This window comes from Nocardia sp. CA-107356, assembly GCF_050946365.1.
Taxonomy (GTDB): Bacteria; Actinomycetota; Actinomycetes; order Mycobacteriales; family Mycobacteriaceae; genus Nocardia.
Genome location: NZ_CP191992.1, coordinates 1,216,682 through 1,232,997, shown reverse-complemented (window position 1 = coordinate 1,232,997; position 16,316 = coordinate 1,216,682). Strand labels below are relative to the sequence as shown.

Annotated in this window: 17 protein-coding genes; 9 read left to right on the top strand and 8 right to left on the bottom strand. The window is 66.9% G+C overall.

Translation table 11 applies throughout. From position 1 onward, the window contains the following. Positions 1 to 189: 189 nt before the first annotated feature. Complete coding sequence (locus ACQP1G_RS05575; RefSeq protein ID WP_433199013.1) at positions 190 to 870, bottom strand: nucleoside/nucleotide kinase family protein; 681 nt, start codon at positions 868 to 870, stop codon at positions 190 to 192. 65 nt (positions 871 to 935) lie between these two features. Continuing rightward, positions 936 to 1,844 (bottom strand): LysR family transcriptional regulator, encoded by a 909-nt coding sequence (locus ACQP1G_RS05570; protein ID WP_433199011.1) that lies wholly within the window; start codon positions 1,842 to 1,844, stop codon positions 936 to 938. 71 nt (positions 1,845 to 1,915) lie between these two features. Here ACQP1G_RS05570 and ACQP1G_RS05565 point away from each other — a divergent pair, with 71 nt between their 5' ends. Further along, positions 1,916 to 2,329, top strand: a complete 414-nt coding sequence (locus ACQP1G_RS05565) for a nuclear transport factor 2 family protein (RefSeq protein ID WP_433199009.1) — start codon at positions 1,916 to 1,918, stop codon at positions 2,327 to 2,329. Here ACQP1G_RS05565 and ACQP1G_RS05560 read toward each other — a convergent pair. After that, positions 2,326 to 3,003, bottom strand: coding sequence for a class I SAM-dependent methyltransferase (locus ACQP1G_RS05560; protein ID WP_433199007.1), 678 nt, complete (start codon positions 3,001 to 3,003; stop codon positions 2,326 to 2,328). The genes ACQP1G_RS05565 and ACQP1G_RS05560 overlap by 4 nt on opposite strands. Positions 3,004 to 3,077: 74 nt before the next feature. Between ACQP1G_RS05560 and ACQP1G_RS05555 the strand changes: the two genes are divergently transcribed. Next, positions 3,078 to 3,977, top strand: coding sequence for a helix-turn-helix transcriptional regulator (locus ACQP1G_RS05555; protein ID WP_433199005.1), 900 nt, complete (start codon positions 3,078 to 3,080; stop codon positions 3,975 to 3,977). A 54-nt stretch (positions 3,978 to 4,031) separates the two neighbouring features. On the opposite strand, the gene ACQP1G_RS05550 is transcribed toward ACQP1G_RS05555, so the two are convergent. Together ACQP1G_RS05550 and ACQP1G_RS05545 are read right to left on the bottom strand one after the other, a co-directional pair. Next, the gene (locus ACQP1G_RS05550; RefSeq protein WP_433199003.1) at positions 4,032 to 5,651 is read right to left on the bottom strand and encodes an acyl-CoA dehydrogenase family protein; all 1,620 of its coding nucleotides are present in this window, start codon (positions 5,649 to 5,651) and stop codon (positions 4,032 to 4,034) included. Beyond that, positions 5,638 to 6,267 carry a TetR/AcrR family transcriptional regulator gene (locus ACQP1G_RS05545; protein ID WP_433199001.1) on the bottom strand — a complete coding sequence of 210 codons (630 nt, stop codon included), beginning with the start codon at positions 6,265 to 6,267 and terminating at the stop codon, positions 5,638 to 5,640. Before ACQP1G_RS05545 ends, ACQP1G_RS05550 begins: the two co-directional genes overlap by 14 nt. Before the next feature lie 65 nt (positions 6,268 to 6,332). Between ACQP1G_RS05545 and ACQP1G_RS05540 the strand changes: the two genes are divergently transcribed. Together ACQP1G_RS05540 and ACQP1G_RS05535 are read left to right on the top strand one after the other, a co-directional pair. Continuing rightward, complete coding sequence (locus ACQP1G_RS05540) at positions 6,333 to 7,094, top strand: crotonase/enoyl-CoA hydratase family protein (RefSeq protein WP_433198999.1); 762 nt, start codon at positions 6,333 to 6,335, stop codon at positions 7,092 to 7,094. A 27-nt stretch (positions 7,095 to 7,121) separates the two neighbouring features. Beyond that, positions 7,122 to 8,489: a hypothetical protein gene (locus ACQP1G_RS05535; protein WP_433198997.1), complete on the top strand. Its 1,368-nt coding sequence runs from the start codon at positions 7,122 to 7,124 to the stop codon at positions 8,487 to 8,489. 398 nt (positions 8,490 to 8,887) lie between these two features. Here ACQP1G_RS05535 and ACQP1G_RS05530 read toward each other — a convergent pair whose 3' ends face one another. Then, entirely contained in the window at positions 8,888 to 9,052 is a 165-nt protein-coding gene (locus tag ACQP1G_RS05530) for a hypothetical protein (RefSeq protein WP_433198995.1), read from the bottom strand. Between the two features lie 83 nt (positions 9,053 to 9,135). Continuing rightward, positions 9,136 to 9,447 (bottom strand): hypothetical protein, encoded by a 312-nt coding sequence (locus ACQP1G_RS05525; protein WP_433198993.1) that lies wholly within the window; start codon positions 9,445 to 9,447, stop codon positions 9,136 to 9,138. Positions 9,448 to 10,019: 572 nt separating this feature from the next. On the opposite strand from ACQP1G_RS05525, the gene ACQP1G_RS05520 reads away from it, so the two are divergent. Further along, positions 10,020 to 11,405, top strand: a complete 1,386-nt coding sequence (locus tag ACQP1G_RS05520; protein ID WP_433198991.1) for a helix-turn-helix domain-containing protein — start codon at positions 10,020 to 10,022, stop codon at positions 11,403 to 11,405. Next, positions 11,402 to 12,298, top strand: coding sequence for a phosphotransferase (locus ACQP1G_RS05515; RefSeq protein ID WP_433198989.1), 897 nt, complete (start codon positions 11,402 to 11,404; stop codon positions 12,296 to 12,298). Before ACQP1G_RS05520 ends, ACQP1G_RS05515 begins: the two co-directional genes overlap by 4 nt. Before the next feature lie 84 nt (positions 12,299 to 12,382). Here ACQP1G_RS05515 and ACQP1G_RS05510 read toward each other — a convergent pair whose 3' ends face one another. Beyond that, complete coding sequence (locus ACQP1G_RS05510) at positions 12,383 to 13,072, bottom strand: pyridoxamine 5'-phosphate oxidase family protein (protein WP_433198987.1); 690 nt, start codon at positions 13,070 to 13,072, stop codon at positions 12,383 to 12,385. A gap of 81 nt (positions 13,073 to 13,153) precedes the next feature. Here ACQP1G_RS05510 and ACQP1G_RS05505 point away from each other — a divergent pair, with 81 nt between their 5' ends. The 3 genes from ACQP1G_RS05505 to ACQP1G_RS05495 all read left to right on the top strand — a co-directional run bounded on the left by ACQP1G_RS05505 (position 13,154) and on the right by ACQP1G_RS05495 (position 16,309). After that, positions 13,154 to 14,560, top strand: a complete 1,407-nt coding sequence (locus ACQP1G_RS05505) for a PLP-dependent aminotransferase family protein (RefSeq protein WP_433198985.1) — start codon at positions 13,154 to 13,156, stop codon at positions 14,558 to 14,560. Between the two features lie 76 nt (positions 14,561 to 14,636). Further along, positions 14,637 to 14,882, top strand: coding sequence for a DUF2630 family protein (locus ACQP1G_RS05500; RefSeq protein ID WP_433198983.1), 246 nt, complete (start codon positions 14,637 to 14,639; stop codon positions 14,880 to 14,882). Then, positions 14,879 to 16,309 (top strand): dihydrolipoyl dehydrogenase family protein, encoded by a 1,431-nt coding sequence (locus ACQP1G_RS05495; RefSeq protein WP_433198981.1) that lies wholly within the window; start codon positions 14,879 to 14,881, stop codon positions 16,307 to 16,309. Before ACQP1G_RS05500 ends, ACQP1G_RS05495 begins: the two co-directional genes overlap by 4 nt. Positions 16,310 to 16,316: the final 7 nt, after the last annotated feature.

Genomic DNA, 16,316 nt, shown 5'->3' with positions numbered 1-16,316 from the left:
CCAGCGGGATTCAGCGACGCGGAGTCTTGGCGGCCGTCGCGAGGCTGCGGGTGATGCTCGTGGGTGACGAGCGCGAGCAGGGACCATGGTGGCCATCCGGGCGTGCGCGCGACCGGAGATTCGCCGAGCCTGCTCGATCCGTCCGTGATCGGGTCGGCGACGGTATCGAGCGGCAGTACGCGCCGAGTGTCAGCCTTCGGCGGCGTAGTAGCGCCCGCCGCGCTGACGCAGCACCAGGTCTGCGCGGTTCCGGGTGCCCGCGATCAGGTCGGCATTGCGCAGATCGCTGTCGTGCACCTTGATTTTCGCGGCGTCCGCGGTTCGGCCGCCACGGATGTGGCGGCGCAGCAGGCGTTGTTCGATCACCTCGCGTTCCACGTCCAGGTACCAGACCTCGTCGAGCAGTTCGCGCACGCCCGACCAGGCACCGTCGTCGAGCAGGAGGTAATTGCCCTCGGTGATCGCGATCTCGTGCCGATCGAAGACGACACCGGCCGGGGTCGGCTCCTCGATGGCTCGGTCGAAGGTCGGCCATGGCACCGGCTCGCCGATCCGGGTATCGCGTAGGCGGCGCAGGGCTTCGAGGTAGGCGGCGACGTCGAAGGTGTGTGGTTCGCCCTTGTGCTCCAGATCGTCGGTCGCCCGCAGGACGGCATTGGGTAGGTGGAAGCCGTCCATCGGCGCGATCTCGGTGCTCACCCGACCGGCGCGATTGTTCAGTTCGTCGCGAATGGCCTTGGACAGCGTGGATTTACCCGCGCCCGGCGGCCCCGCGATGCCGAGCACGTACCGCCGGGTGCACCCCGCCGCCCGGATCCGCAGATGCTCGACGAGCGAGCGCAGCGGCATTTCGACGGAAGTCCGTGTCATCGAAATCACCCTACTCAGGCTGAGTCCGTCCGCCGTGAATTTGCGCGTGTGGCTATGTAAGTCGGCTATCGAAGTCGGTGCCGGACTTCGGCGGCAAGGTGGGCGGCGGCGTCGCGCAGGGCTTCGATGAAGATCTGTCCCGGCGTCGCCGAGATCTCGCGGCGATAGATGACCTGTGTAGTTCGCACCGCGGCGGGATGATCGATGCGAACCAGCGCGATGCCCGGCGGTAGTACCGGCACCGCGATTCCGGGGACGACGGTAATGCCGAGACCCGCCGCGACCAGCCCGAGTTTGGCGAACCAATCGCGTGCGACAAATGCGATCTCCGGCTCCCAGGTGGCATCTGACCAGGCGCCGAGCAAGGTGCTGCTCGGCTCGGCGCTGCCCGCGATCCAGCGCGCACCGCGCAGTTGCGCAGGCGTGACGCTCACTTGGTCCGCCAGCGCATGGTCGGGCGGTACCGCGATGAGCAGTGGGTCGTTCAGGAGTGGCTCGATCGCGGTATCCGCGGGCAGATTCGGCATTTCGGTCACCACCGCCAGGTCCAGCCGCCCCCGTGCGATCGCCGACAGCAGCCGCGGACTGGTCCCTTCGCGCAGCGGCACCCGCGCGAGCCGGGGCGCGGTGGCGGCAATGGCCCTCGGCACCAGCGCCGCCATGGCGGTCGAGAATGCGCCGACCCGCAGGGTGGCGGGCGGTCGCGCGGCGAGGTCGTCGAGTTCCTGACGGGCCGATCCGAGCCCGCCGAGCACCGTTTCGGCATGGCGCAGCACGATCCGTCCCGCCTCGGTCGTCTGGACGCCCCGTGCGTGCCGCTCGAACAACGCCCGGCCCGCGGCCTGTTCCATGAGCGCGATCTGCCGGGACACCGCCGACTGCGTATAGCCCAGGTTTTCCGCGGCGGTCGAGAACGACCCGCTCCGGGCGGCCGCCCGGACCACGCGCAACCCGATGATGGTGAACTCACCCATGTGATCTACTCATATCAACCATGCAAGACTCTCGCTTGTCGCATGCCTCAACGCTACCTAGCGTCGCAGGTATGAGCGCAACCGAGAACAAGAAACTGGTCGAGCAGATCTTCGAGGAGATGTCCCGAGGCAATACCAGGGCGATGGCCGAGGCCATGACCGACGATTTCCGCTGGATCTTCCCGGGCAACTGGTCATGGTCTCGCACCTGGGAGCCGAAGGCCGTTGTGCTGAACGAACTCCTGCGGCCGCTGATGACCCAGTTCACCGAATACCGCAGCGCCGCCGACTTCATCATCGCCGAAGACGACCGCGTCGTGGCGCAGGTGCGCGGCCATGGCATGACCACCAGCGGCGAGCCGTACGAGCAGACCTACTGCTTCATCTTCCGGGTGGCGAACGGTCGGCTCACCGAGGTGATCGAGCACTGCGATACCGCGCTCGTCGAGCGGGTGCTCCAGCCGCTATCGGGCGTCACCGGTTAGATCGGGCGAATCGCGCGGTAGAAGGTGACACGCCCCAGACGGCGGTGGCGGTGGGAGGCGACTACGGCACTGTCGAAGCCAACGGCGCGCAGCAATTGGGGGATGCCGTCGCCGAGGTTGTCGGCGGCGTGCTCGTTGTGCAGCAGGAGCCGGGCGGCCAGGCCGTCATCCGGCGTGACGACACCGCCGACGTCGACAATGTGCAGGCTGCCGCCGGGGCGCAGGACGCGCAGCGCCTCGGCCAGTGCCGCTGTTTTGATATCGGTGTCCAAGTGGTGCAGCATCATTGCTGAGAGCAGCCGGTCGAATTCCCCTTCCGCATAGGGCAGTTCCTGGGCGTAGGCGCGCTCGAAGCGAATTCCGTTCAACCCGCGCGCTTTTCGTTCGGCACGGGCGAGTGCGAGCGGATCCGGATCGGAGCCGATCAGCTCGGCGGCGGGTTGGGCGCGTTTGGCGCGAATCGTCAGATTTCCGGTGCCGCAGCCGATTTCCAGGACGCGATGGCCGGGCGCGAGTTCGGCCTGCGCGACGAGTGTTTCGTGAAGTGTGTACATCCCGAGCAACCGGGTGAGCAGATCGTAACCGGGCAGCAGCGCGTCACGGCCCGCCGCCGGCAGGTAATCGTGCCGATTACCCATGGCTCGAACAACGGAATGTGGATGATCTTTGGTCATAATTCTTATGGTGCCCGCCCAACGAGCAGCAGAATTGGGTGATTATCGGCAGAATTGGGACTATTTTCGGTCTCATGACCGAGGCCACCCGCGTGATCCGGCACCGCCACGGTGTTCCGGTGTACGACTACCGGACCGACCAGGTCACGCCGCCGATATCACTGATGCGGTTCGATGCACACAGCGCGCCCGGTCGAGGCAGTCCGCATATTCACGAATTCCCCGTACTGCTGTATGTCCAGCCGGCCGGTGTGGTCTATGTGGTTGCGGCGGGCCAGGTGATCGAGAAGGCCACGGTGCACGAGTTCGAGGGCACCACGATGCGCGACTTCGAGGGCGCCGTCGGAGTGTTCTTCGATCCCGCGACGCTCGGCGATGCCGGACGCGCGCCATGGCCGGCTTGGCGCGCACATCCGCTGCTATTTCCCTTCCTGCATCAACAGTCGGGTGGGGTATTGGAGTTGGCGGTGCCGGAGATGCGAAGGCCGTTGTGGGACACCGCGATCGCTGCCATCGATTCGGAATTGACACAGCGGCAGGAGGGGTATCGCGAGGCCGCGACCGCACATCTGACGCTGCTGCTCATCGACCTCGCACGACTGGCCGCCGACGTGGTGGGTGATCTACGGCGCAGCGGGGAACCGCTGCTCGCCGAGGTGTTCGATGTGATCGACCAGCGGCATACCGCACCGCTATCGCTGCGCGATGTGGCGCATGCGGTCGGCATGACGCCGGGACACCTGACCACCGTGGTGCGCCGCCGCACCGGGCGCACCGTGCAGGCGTGGATCACCGAACGGCGGATGACCGAGGCGCGCCGACTACTGGCCGACACCGATCTGCCGGTCGGCGAGATCGCTCGCCGCGTCGGCGTTCCCGATCCGGGCTACTTCACCCGGCTGTTCCGGCGCAACCACGGTCTATCGCCACGTCAATGGCGCGACCAGCCCAACGCCCTCACCCCGGCCCGCTGACGACGAACCCCGCTGACAGCTGACCGTGCCGAGTGGTTCCCGCCCCGGCCGCGATCAGACGAGGGCGCGTTCGATGATGGCGGCGGTGTCCACGCCGGTGGGCAGGGTCCCGAAGGCGATGCCCCAGTCGTCGCCGAGGCGGGTGGCGCAGAAGGCATCGGCTACGGCCGGATGGCCGTGGCGGACCAACTGTGCACCCTGCAGCACGAGGGCCATGAGTTCGACGACGCGGCGGGCGCGGTATTCGATCTCGTCGAGGTCGGACAACTCCTTGCCCAGGCGGGAGATGGCGTCGTCGAGGCGGGGGTCGGCGCCCGCGGCGAGGGAAACTTCGTTGAAGAATGCCTCCACGGTTTCGGGCTGGCGCCCCATGGCGCGCAGGGCATCCAGGGCGGCCACATTGCCGGAGCCTTCCCAGATCGACATGAGCGGGGCTTCGCGATACAGGCGCGGCATACCCGATTCCTCGGCATAGCCGTTGCCGCCGAAGCATTCCAGGGCCTCGGCCGCATGCGACGGTGCGCGCTTACAGACCCAGTACTTGGTGACCGCCAAGGCGATTCGACGCAATGCGGCCTCGGCGGGATCGGTGCCCGCCCGGTCGGTGGCACCGGCCAAGCGCATCATGACCGTGGTCGCGGCGTCGGACTCGATGACGAGGTCGGCCAGTACGTTGCGCATCGCGGGCTGGTCGATCAGCTTGGCCCCGAACACTTCTCGGTGCCGCGCGTGATGGGCGGCGTAGACGGCGCCGACGCGCATGCCGGTGGCCGAGCCGATGACACAGTCCAGGCGGGTCATATTGACCATTTCGATGATGGTTTTGACGCCCGCGCCCTCCGCGCCGACCAGCCAGCCGGTGGCGTTCTCGTATTCGATCTCCGAGGACGCGTTGGACTTATTGCCGAGCTTGTCCTTGAGGCGTTGGATCCGAATGGGGTTGCGGGTGCCGTCCGGCAGGACGCGCGGCAGCAGGAAACAGGACAGGCCGCCGGGGGCCTGGGCCAGGGTGAGGAACATATCCGACATGGGCGCCGAGGTGAACCACTTGTGGCCGACGATGCGGTAGCTGCCGTCGGGTTGCGGTGTCGCGGTGGTGGTGTTGGCACGGACGTCGGAGCCGCCCTGCTTCTCGGTCATCGACATGCCCGCGATGAGACCGGCCTTGGTCGATGGTTCGCGCAGGCCGAAATCGTAAATGCGGGAACCGAGTAGCGGTTCGTACACGGCGGCGAGTTGCTTATTGTGGCGCAACGCGGGCACCACGGCGTAGGTCATCGAGATCGGGCACATATGTCCGGCATCGGCCACGCCCCAGGTGTAGAACTTGGCCGCGCGGGCGGCGTGGGTGCCCGGCCGGTCGTCGAGCCAGGGCGAACCGTGCAGTCCGTGCGCGACGGCGACTTTCATGAGTTCGTGCCAGTACGGATGGAACTCGACCTCGTCGATGCGGTTGCCGTAGCGATCGTGAGTGTGCAGGACGGGCGGGTATTCGTTGGCGAGGCGGCCCCACTCCTGCGCTTCGAATCCGCCTGCCAGCCTGCCCAGTTCGCGCACTTCCGGCTCGGCCCAGCCCGCACCTTCCCGGTGCAGCCCCTCCAACAGGGCCGGGTTCTTCGAGACATCGAAGGGCACGATATTCGGAACCTGGTTGAAGACTTCATGCGTCGGCATCGGACACTCCTGAGTGGGATTCATCGCGCACACCCAGCGCGCGTAACGCGAAACTGATGATTTCGGGCACAACGGATTCGCTGTGCGGTGCGTCGGCCAGTGGGCCGACCAGGACCTCGCCGATGGCGCCGACCAGCGCGGCGGCACTGGTCCTGGCATCCTGCGCGGGCAGTTCGCCGCGCGAAACCCCGTCCGCGACAGCGGATTCGAAGGCCTCGGCGAAGGCGCGGCGGAAGTGCAGTCGCTCGGTGTCGACCGCGGTATCGACGGGTTCGACGAGCAGGACGTAGGCGAGTTTCGGATTCTTCAGCGCCCGGCCCGCGAAGGTCTCCACCGCGGCGGTCACCCGCTCGACGGCGGTTCCGGCGGCAGCGGCGGTTGCCACCGCGGTCACCTCGTGCGCGACCACCTTGCGGAATACCGCGCTCACCAGGTCGGCCTTGCCGCTGAAGTTCTTGTAGACCGTTCCGGTGGCCAATCCGGCCTCGGCGGCGACCGCCGCCATGGACAGCCCGGCGTAGCCCTCGCGGGACAGCACTTTGGTCGCTGCCTGCACGATCAGCCCCGCCTGCGCATCGAGGCGGGCCTGGACAGCGGGGGTTCTGCGATAGGCCACACAAGAAGTGAACCACATATTCATTTCTTCACACAAGGCCGGTCTCGACGCGTATGGTCTTGCTCGTGAGTGTGCGAATCGAACGCAACGGGCCCGTGACTACCGTGATCCTGCACCGTCCCGAGGCACGCAACGCGGTCGACGGCCCGACCGCCGCGGCCCTCGCCGACGCATTCCGCGAATTCGATGCCGACCCGACCGCGGCAGTCGCCGTGCTGTGGGGCGACGGCGGCACCTTCTGCGCGGGCGCCGACCTGAAGGCGCTGGGCACCGAGCGCTCCAATCACGTCACCGAGGACGGCGACGGCCCGATGGGACCGACCCGAATGCGGCTGTCCAAGCCGGTGATCGCCGCCGTCTCCGGATATGCGGTCGCGGGTGGGCTGGAGCTGGCGCTGTGGTGCGATATGCGAGTTGCCGAGCAGGACAGCACATTCGGCGTGTTCTGCCGCCGCTGGGGTGTGCCGCTGATCGACGGCGGCACCATCCGCTTGCCGCGCATCATCGGCACGGGTCGCGCCATGGATATGGTGCTCACCGGCCGCGCCGTCGCCGCGACGGAGGCACTGCAGATCGGACTGGTCAATCGCGTGGTGCCGAATGGCGAATCACGCGGCGCCGCCGAACAACTCGCCGCCGAACTGGCCGCACTGCCGCAGACCTGCCTGCGCTCGGACCGGATGTCGCTGCTGGAGCAGGACGGTATGGACGAGCAGACGGCCCTGCACAACGAATACCAGCACGGTCTGAGCGCCCTCGCCAACGGAGCCCTGGACGGCGCCCAGCGATTCGCCGCTGGTGCGGGCCGCCACGGCGCGCGCAACTGAGGGGCGAGCCCGACGGTGCCGGGGCGGTTGAGCGTCGTCGACGAGATCTTCCTGCGCACGCATCGCGGGCTCGGCACGCCGATCGCACTACAGGGGTTGTGGCGCACGGCCGACCGCGTCGATCCGGAGCTGCTGCGGCGGGTGCACGCGGCACTTCGCGTCGGGCCGTTGGGGCGCAGGGTGATTCGGCCGCGGGTACCGGGCGCGCGTCGTAGCTGGCGGCCGAATACCCGGGCGCATCCACTCGAGTTCACCGAAGGCACGATCGCTGACGCGGATCTGCTCACGTGGGCCGACCAGCAGGGCGCCGACCTCGATCCCGAATACGGTCCGGGTTGGCGACTATCCGCCGCCGCACTGGACGATGGTGGATCGATCGTGGCGCTGACCTGTTCGCATGTGCTCGCCGACGGTAGGGCGCTGGTGCTCGCCGTGGACGATGCACTCGGCGGTACGGGCTTGACCGCGCCGACTGCGCGGCCCACGCGTTCGTTCGCGAAATCCACTGCATCTTCTGCGGTTACGTCCACTGCACGGGAATCAGACCGGTCCGATAGCGCGCGCGCACCTGCCCGCATGGACCAGGCAGCCGAGGTCCGCGCTCCGACATCGGATTGGTCCGATGCATGGCGGCAGTGGTCGATCGTTGTGCACGGTAGTTTTCGCGCGCTGCGCCGTGGGATCCCGGAACGTCCCACACGTGCGGTATCGACTCGCGAACGCGGGGTTTCGACCTCCGGACACGGTAGGACGGAGACGCCCAGCGTCATATTGCAATGTCCGGCGGCCGACTGGGAGTCGGCCGCCGCAGCACAGGGCGGCACGGCCAATAGCCTTTTCATCGCATTGATCGCGAAGATGCTGTGGGCCAGTGGCTTTCCCGGCGTGACCATCGATGCCAGCCTCCCGGTCGACACCCGCGACGATCCGCGCGTCGATAACGATCTGGCGATGACCGAGATCACCATCGATCGCGCCGATACGCCCGCGACGATCCGCGAGAAGTCCCGAATCGCCTACGAGCGCCGCATGTCCGGCCCCGGCGGGATGCCGGAGGAACTGCTGCAGGTGCTGCCCGACCGCTGGGCCTACGCACTGGCCAAAGGCGCTGGTGAACGAGATATCCTGTGCTCCAACATCGGAACGCTCCCCGACTCCCTGCGCGCCCTTGGTCCGCATCGCTGCACCGGCGTCGCCGCCCGCGCAATCCATCCCGGCCTCACCGCGGACCACCTCCCCCGCACCCGCCTATCGGGCTACCTGTGCCGCATCGCCGACACCTACACCCTCGCCATCGTCAGCCTGGACCCCGACCGCATCGACTCACCCGAGACCTTGCGCAATCTGGTCCACGCGACGACGACCGCCCTCTGGCTGCCGATCACCCTGTGGTGAGTCGCCGTCCGCGTTCTGGGCGAGCGTTCGCTGCGGCCATCGGCGGCGGCGCCGACACGGAACCGTGGCCGCAGGTCGAGCGCTCGCTCGACGGACTATCGCGCCACCACCATGTGGCACAACAACATCCGCTCGCCACGGCGGATGGTCCGCACACCTTTGGAACCGCATTCGGTTCACCTTCAACTTTGTGAATTGAAGAGTCCAGTGCCGCGTCCAGATAGCCTCTGCCGTATCGAGCCATGGGGCCGGGGTTCCGTCGAACGCAGTCGAATGGTGGTCGCACACGCCGCATTCGATCGCCATTTCACGCTCGGCGAGCAGCCGGAGTGGGTAGCGCAGCAACCTATCTGTACGCGGCACCAGGTAGGACAAGGATTTTCGAGCCCTCTAGTCGCTCATGACCGCTCGATGTCGACGGCGCGGGCAGGTTGAACAACTTCGGGCGCGCTCGGGTCTTCATAGTCGCTGGGCCAACCGTCTTCGCCGACCTCGATCACCTCGCCATCCGCAGTGTGATGTTTCGGAGCGCTGTCGGTCGGGGCCAGTTCGAGCTTGCGCATGGTGTCCTCGTGGAACACCGCAAGGAGATCCCTTACCGAGGGCGCTATTTCGCCACTCCATGGCCGGAGTCCGAACATCGCGATCACGTCCCCGCTTGCGAGGCGGGGCGGTCGGAAATATCCAGCAGCGCGGCCCAGTAATCCTCGCGGACCGCGTCCCACAGATCGCCATGCTGGGGCAGCAATTCCCGGGCGTCGACCAGATCGGGATAGGCGTCGAACATGATCGTTCCGGGCTGCGCCCCCGGGAGCGGCGTTCGCGACGGCAGGCGATACGCGGTGAACGCCTGGCCGGTGAGCTGAACACGCAGTATGCGGGCAGCGCGGTTGACCAGCTGCCACACAGCTACCTTGCCAGCTGGTATCTGCTTGGTACGCAACGGATTCGGTTTCATCGCAGCCTCACGATCGGAGTCGCAACACCCGCGGTGGGACGGGCCACCTCGCCGCTTGGCCGCTCGGGGGGTGCCCAGACTAGGAGTGCTTCGAGGTAGCGCTCGATCACCTCGGTTGGCACATCGCAATAGACCCTGTGCTGTGGCCCAAGGAACGCGGCTCGCTTTGGAAGTTCTCGGCTCGGCATGTACCGACCTCCGTGAATCGATGGCTGTAAGTGTCTCCGCGCCGGGGCCAGACGAGTCCGGACGGGCAGTTGGTGCCCGTCTGGCGCGTTTCCGCGTATCCGAGATAGGAATCGGGCCCGGCGCCGGGTGCTGACTCCAGATTCGTATGTGGGTCAGGTCGTCCCAACGCCCATAAGGACTAGTCCCAGTGGGGCTTGCATATTCGGCGCGCGCGATGCTCTCTGGTCTGTGGAGAGATCATTTCCGCACGTAGGGAAGGCTTCGGCGCATAGGCTGGTGCGGGCAGCGGTTGATACGGCTGAAGGTGGGACATGGCTATTGGGGGACACTTCTGCCGCGCATGTAGGGCAGCAATCCCGGGCAGCGAGGCCGGGGGGCTCTGTGTGTCCTGCACCCGTGCTGCCGGATTCAAACGTCTGCTACCTGCCGACTTCTTCGACAATCGAGCCCTCCGTAAACCGTTGGCCGACCATGACTTCGGCGTCGTGTTCGCGATGATCCGTGAACAGACCGGTCTTTCACAGCTGCAGCTGGGTGCGTTGCTCGATCTCTCCCAGTCCCGGGTCTCGGCGGTTGAACGGGGTGACCGCCGCCTGACCAGCGCCAAGCTCATTGCCCGAATTTCCGATACCCTCGGCATCCCGGCTTCGCTCCTCGGCTTCTACGGCGGCTCTCCGAGTAGCCTGGCCAGCGAGGAGGTGACTTGGGTGGAACGCAGGGATTTCATCACCTTGGTAACTGCGGCGGCGCTCGGTTCGCACCTTCACCCGGAACTCGAGCGGCTCGGCGGTCTCCTGCCGCGGCGGTTGGAGCCAGTTACGCAGCCACACATCGGATCCGCCGATATCGACGCCATCGAGGCGATTACCGATGGGTTCCGCCGGTGGGATCTGGCCCACGGCGGCGGACTCTGCCGCACTGCCGCTCTTACCCAGCTGCATCAAGTTCGTGCGCTGGAGGGCGCGGTATGTTCGTCCGACATCCGGACACGACTCTGGATCGCTACTGCCGAGTTGGCGAGTATGGCTGGATGGTTGGCCTATGACGTCGAAGAACACGATTCCGCACGCAAGCTGTGGACATACGCCCTGCAGACCGCGCACCGCGGGGAAGATCATCCGCGCAGTACCGATCTCACAGTGAGCATCCTGCTGGATATGGCGCACCAATCGCTGCACATGCGGCGACCGCAGGAGGCATTGAAATTCACGCAACTCGCCTCGTCGACAGCGATCAACCGGAAGTATCCGGTCAGCACGATTATCTCCGGATACATTGCGGCGGTGCTGGGTTGGTGCTGGGCATCGCTGAATGAGGCCGCGGCAACCGAACGGGTGATTGGGCAGTCAGAAGATCAGTACGCCTCGGCGAACCCGGACCGGACACCGCCGTGGGCGTGGTTTGTGACGCCAGCGGAAATCGCTGCGCAGCAGGGTCATTCGATGTATCTGCTATCGCTGACTCAACCGCGATATGCGTCGGCTGCGATCGAGCGTCTGTCGATCGCGGTGAGTGGACACGCGATCGAACACGCTCGTAGCCGCGCCGTCGTCCTGCCCACCCTCGCAGGGGCGTGCCTACAGGCCGGTGATTTCGGTGCGGCTACCCGCTACGGCCGCGACGCGATTACAGCGATAGCGGAGTTGTCGTCACAGCGTTGCTATATCCGCCTTCGCGATCTGGACTCCATCGCCGCACGCTACGACAACGACCAAGATGTCGCCGAGCTGCGCAGCAATATCGGCGCTGTTCTCGCATCTCCCGTATGAGGTCCGATAGCGAATTGCCCGGGCGCGAGGCGCTGCGCGCGGCCTGCAAGGAATTCGGCGTCAGTGACCGGGGCGCACAACTGCTCCATCAGCGGTCGAATGCGGTGTGGATGCTTCCGGATTGTCAGCTTGTGGCCCGATTGGCACCCAACACTGACTACCGGAGAGAACGTGCGGAAGCGGCGGTTGCTGTCTCTCGGTGGCTCACGGCTACCGAGGAACCGGTTGCGCTTACCCCGGCATCCGGGAACCAGCCGATAGCGACCGGCGACGCGATCGCAACGTTCTGGCCATATCGTCCCTCGGATGATCAGCCCGGCCCGGCAGACCTCGGCGCGCTGGTACGGAGGCTGCATGAATTCTCCGTGCCACCTTTTCCAGTCCCGCGGTACCGGCCGCTGCGCAGACTTTTCGAGGCGCTGGCTCTGGACAACGAGCGGGCGGTGCCAGCACTCACCGCCCCGGATAGAGCTTGGTTGCAGGAGCGTGCCGAGATGGTGGTTGCGGTGTTCGCCCGCACTCGGTTCCCGTTGGGGGAAGGTCTGACTCATGCTGATGTACACGGAGAGAATGCAGTCCGAGATGGCGAGCGGTGGGTATTGATCGACTGGGACCAATGCTGTTTCGGTCCTCGTGAACTCGACTTGGTCTCCGGGCTGCCCGATCATTTCCATCAGCCTCTAGGCGACCGCAGGGAGTTCGCGGCCGCATACGGCCACGACCTCCTCGACTGGCCAGAATGGACGCTCCTGCGCGACATCACCGAATTGCATTCGCTCGGGTCCTACATCCGTCTCGCACCGAGCAAACCCGCAGCCGCCGCCGAACTCGACCATCGCCTCCAATCACTGAAAACCGGTGACCGCGAAGCCATCTGGCAGGCAGTTTCGTAGCCGGACACGCGAGGACAGAGGATCAGGCCCGGTCCGCTCGTTCGGATCGGGCCTTTTCGTATCCGCCCGGCGTGATCGCAACGATCACGATGTGGTGATCGAGGCGATATCGAGTCGATCGAGCACATCCCCCGGCACCTCGATGCCCGGCTCCAGATCATCCGAGGAGATCGGGGCATCCCAGACCTGGCGCATGGGCAATACGCCCGCCCACACGCCGCCGGTCTCGATATCCGCGGCATCGTCCTTCGGACCGCCGGTCCGCACCTTCACCGAGGCTTCGGTCAGGTCGAGCGCGAGCACCATGGTGGCGGCCATTTCCTTCTTGTTCGGCCACCGCACCCGATCCCATGCCCCTGGCGCGGCGTGTTCGACGATCACCCGCAGTGCGTGCATGCACTCGTCGGCGTCGGTGAGTTCGACGGCACGGCCACGTACCACCGCCGAGCGGAAGTTCGCGGAGAAGTGCATGGCCGAACGCGCGTAGACGATGCCGTCGACCAGGGTGACGGCGATGGAGATATCACCGGTCAGCGCTGCACGCAGATTTCCGGCACCGGTCGAACCGTGCAGGTAGAGCGTGTCGCCGTCGCGGCCGTAGACGGTCGGGAGCACCACCGGACTGCCGCCGAGCAGCACGCCGAGGTGGCAGACTAGTCCGGCATCGAGAACAGCATCGAGTTCGGCCCGATCGGTCCGGCCGCGTTCCTTGGAGCGGGTCAGGGTGGTGCGCGGGGTCGGCGAAAGCGGCGGCCGAGAGCTGGTCGACTTCATACCTCTAGCCTGGAGGTCAAAGTGGCATTCTGAAATAGCCAATTCATCAAAATTCCAACAGGCCAATTTCGGAGGTGAGTGATGCTCGACGAACTTCCGCTGATCCTCGACCGCGACGCGGACCAGCCCTTATCGGTACAAGTCGCGCAAGGGCTGCGAGCCGCGGCGAGCACCGGCCTGCTGCACGCGGATGACCGCCTGCCCTCCTCACGCGCGCTCGCCCAGCGCCTCGGCGTGAGCCGCACCGTGGTCGCCGCGGCCTATGACCAACTGCACGCGGAAGGCTGGATCACGGGCCGCCGCGGTTCCGGCACCTACCTGACGACCGCCCCCGCCGAAGCACCCGCCCGGCCGAGCCCGCGCACCACGGCCGAGCAGCCGTCGGAATTGCTCGACCTCGGCCCCGGCGCACCGTGCATCGAAGCGATCGACCAGGCGGCCTGGCGACGCGCGTGGCGCGCGGCCGCCGACGACTACCCCATCGTGCGCAAGGACCGCGGCGGCGAACCGGACTACCGTGCGGCGGTCGCCGAGCATCTGCTGCGCCACCGCGGACTCGGCGCCGGCAGCAAGTCCGCGGTGCTCGCGACGGCCGGAACCAGCTCTGCCGTCGGCGAATTCGCGGCCGTGCTGCTGCGCCCCGGCGACGCCATCGCCATGGAGGATCCCGGCTACCAGCGGGCCGCCGGCGCATTCCTCGCGGCCGGTGTCCGGGTGCTCCCGGTCCCGATCGATGCCGATGGACTGCGCGTCGACCGACTGCCGGACGGGATCAAGGCCGTGTATTGCACTCCGGCGCATCAATTTCCCCTCGGCACCCGTATGCAGGCGGCCCGTCGCGTGCAGCTCGTCGAATTCGCCAGGCGCGCTGGCCTACTCATCATCGAGGACGACTACGACGGCGAATTGCGCTACGACACTGCACCATTGCCGCTACTGGCCGCAATGGCCCCGGATGTGGTCGTACACCTCGGCACCACGAGCAAGATCCTCTCGCCGACCTTGGGCGTCGGCTGGCTGGTCGCCGCCCCCGATATCACCGAAGCCGTACTGGCGCACCGTGAACGAACCGGCACCGGCCCCAGCCCCGCGGGCCAGCGCGTACTGGCCGAATTCGCCCGCAGCGGCGACCTGGCCCGGCACCTGCGCCGACTGCGCCGCGCAGTGCCTCCGCGCCGAGCCCTGGTCGCAGCCGAACTGCGCCGCCGCGGACTCGCAGTACTCGGCGATGATGCCGGTTCACACGTGGTCGTACCGCTGGAGTCGGCCGACGCCGAACAGCAAGCCGTTGCAGCGGGCCGAATGCGTGGCGTTGCGCTCGACGGACTGGCCCGCCACCACCTCGTGGCGCAACAACATCCGCTCGCCATGGCGACAGGTCCGCACACCTTCGGAATCGCCCTCGGTTATACGGCGCTGAACCGGCCCGACCTGAGCACCGCGGTTTCGATTGCCGGGGAGTGCATTGCCACTTCGTCGCGGCGGTAGCCGCGGTCCATTCGCAAACCAACCGAAGACAGGCGTATCGCTGGTTACTCCTCGACCCGGCCGTAGCATGGTCCCCATGACCGAACAGGACATCCTGGCGCGTATCAAGAATTTGGTCGACCGCGAACACGATCTGCGGTCACGGGCGACGGCCGGTGCGGTCGATCCGGTGACCGAGCGGCAGCAGCTCGCCGAACTCGAAGTGATGCTCGATCAGGCCTGGGATCTGCTGCGGCAGCGCCGGGCGCGCATCGAGGCGGGGGCCGCGCCCGAGGATGCTCAGGAGAATCCGGCCCGCCAGGTCGAGGGTTATCTGCAGTGACCTCGGATTCCGCTGCCGACTACGACGTCATCGTGATCGGCGGTGGGCCTGCCGGCGAGAACGCCGCCGCCTACGCCATCGCGGGTAGTGCGCGGACCGCCGCGATCGTGGAGCGGGAATTGGTCGGCGGTGAATGTTCGTATTGGGCGTGCATGCCGAGCAAGGCACTGCTGCGACCAGCGCATGTATTGTCCGGCGCCGAGGCCATGGCCGGGATCACCGCGAGCGGACTCGACGTCGACGCGGTGCTGAAACGCCGTGACGCCTTCACCCACAAGCACGATGACAGCTCGCAGGTCGACTGGGCCGCGGACAACCGCATCGACGTGGTCCGCGGGACCGGACGGCTCGCGGGCGAGCGACTGGTCGAGGTCGACGGACGACTGCTGCGCGCCCGACACGCGGTGGTGCTGGCGACCGGGACCAAGGCCGCGGTTCCCGATATCCCCGGACTGCGCGATGCGCTGCCGTGGATCTCCCGGGATGTCACCAATCTGCACGAAGTCCCGCGCCGGGTGGTGATCATCGGCGGTGGGGTGGTCGCCTGTGAGGCCGCCACCTGGCTCGCCGCGCTCGGCGCGAACGAGATCACCATGCTGGTGCGCGGTGACGCACTGCTGGGCAATTCCGAACCGTTCGCACGGCAGCGAGTGACCGCGGCGCTATCCGATGCCGGTGTCCGGATCCGATTCGGCACGCAACCCACGCGAGTGGAACGCGCCGTGGCGAAGGACACCGGCGAGGGGTTGATCCACGGCGGTGCCGTCACCGTCCAGGTCGGCACGACCGAACTCGAGGCCGACGAGATCGTGGTCGCCGCCGGGCGCGGACCGGCGACAGCGGAACTGCGCCTGGGCGCGGTCGGACTCGCGGACGGCTATATCGAGGTGGACGACCGGCTGACGGTCCGCGGCATCGACGGCGACTGGCTGTACGCGGTCGGCGATGTGAATCATCGTGCCGCGCTGACCCATATGGGCAAATACCAGGCCCGGGTGTGCGGTGACGTCATCGCGGCACGGGCCGAGGGACGCGCGCTGTCGGACACGCGTTACGCGGCGACCGCCGATCACGGGCAGGTGCCGCAGGTGGTGTTCACCGCGCCGGAGGTCGCCTCGGTCGGACGCACCGAGGACGCGGCACGGAAAGCGGGCTACGCGGTCGAAACCGTGGAGATCGATATCGCGGTCGCCGGATCGTCGCTGGCGCGCGACGACTATGCGGGACGGGCGAAGATCGTCATCGACACCGCCACCGATACGCTGCTCGGCGCCACTTTCGTCGGTCCCGAGGTCGGTGAGCTGATCCACGCCGCGACTGTTGCCGTCGTCGGCAAGGTGCCGCTGGCCATGTTGTGGCACGCAGTGCCGGCCTACCCGACGGTGAGCGAGCTCTGGTTACGTCTGTTGGAGGCCCGCCGCTCGTAGTTACCAT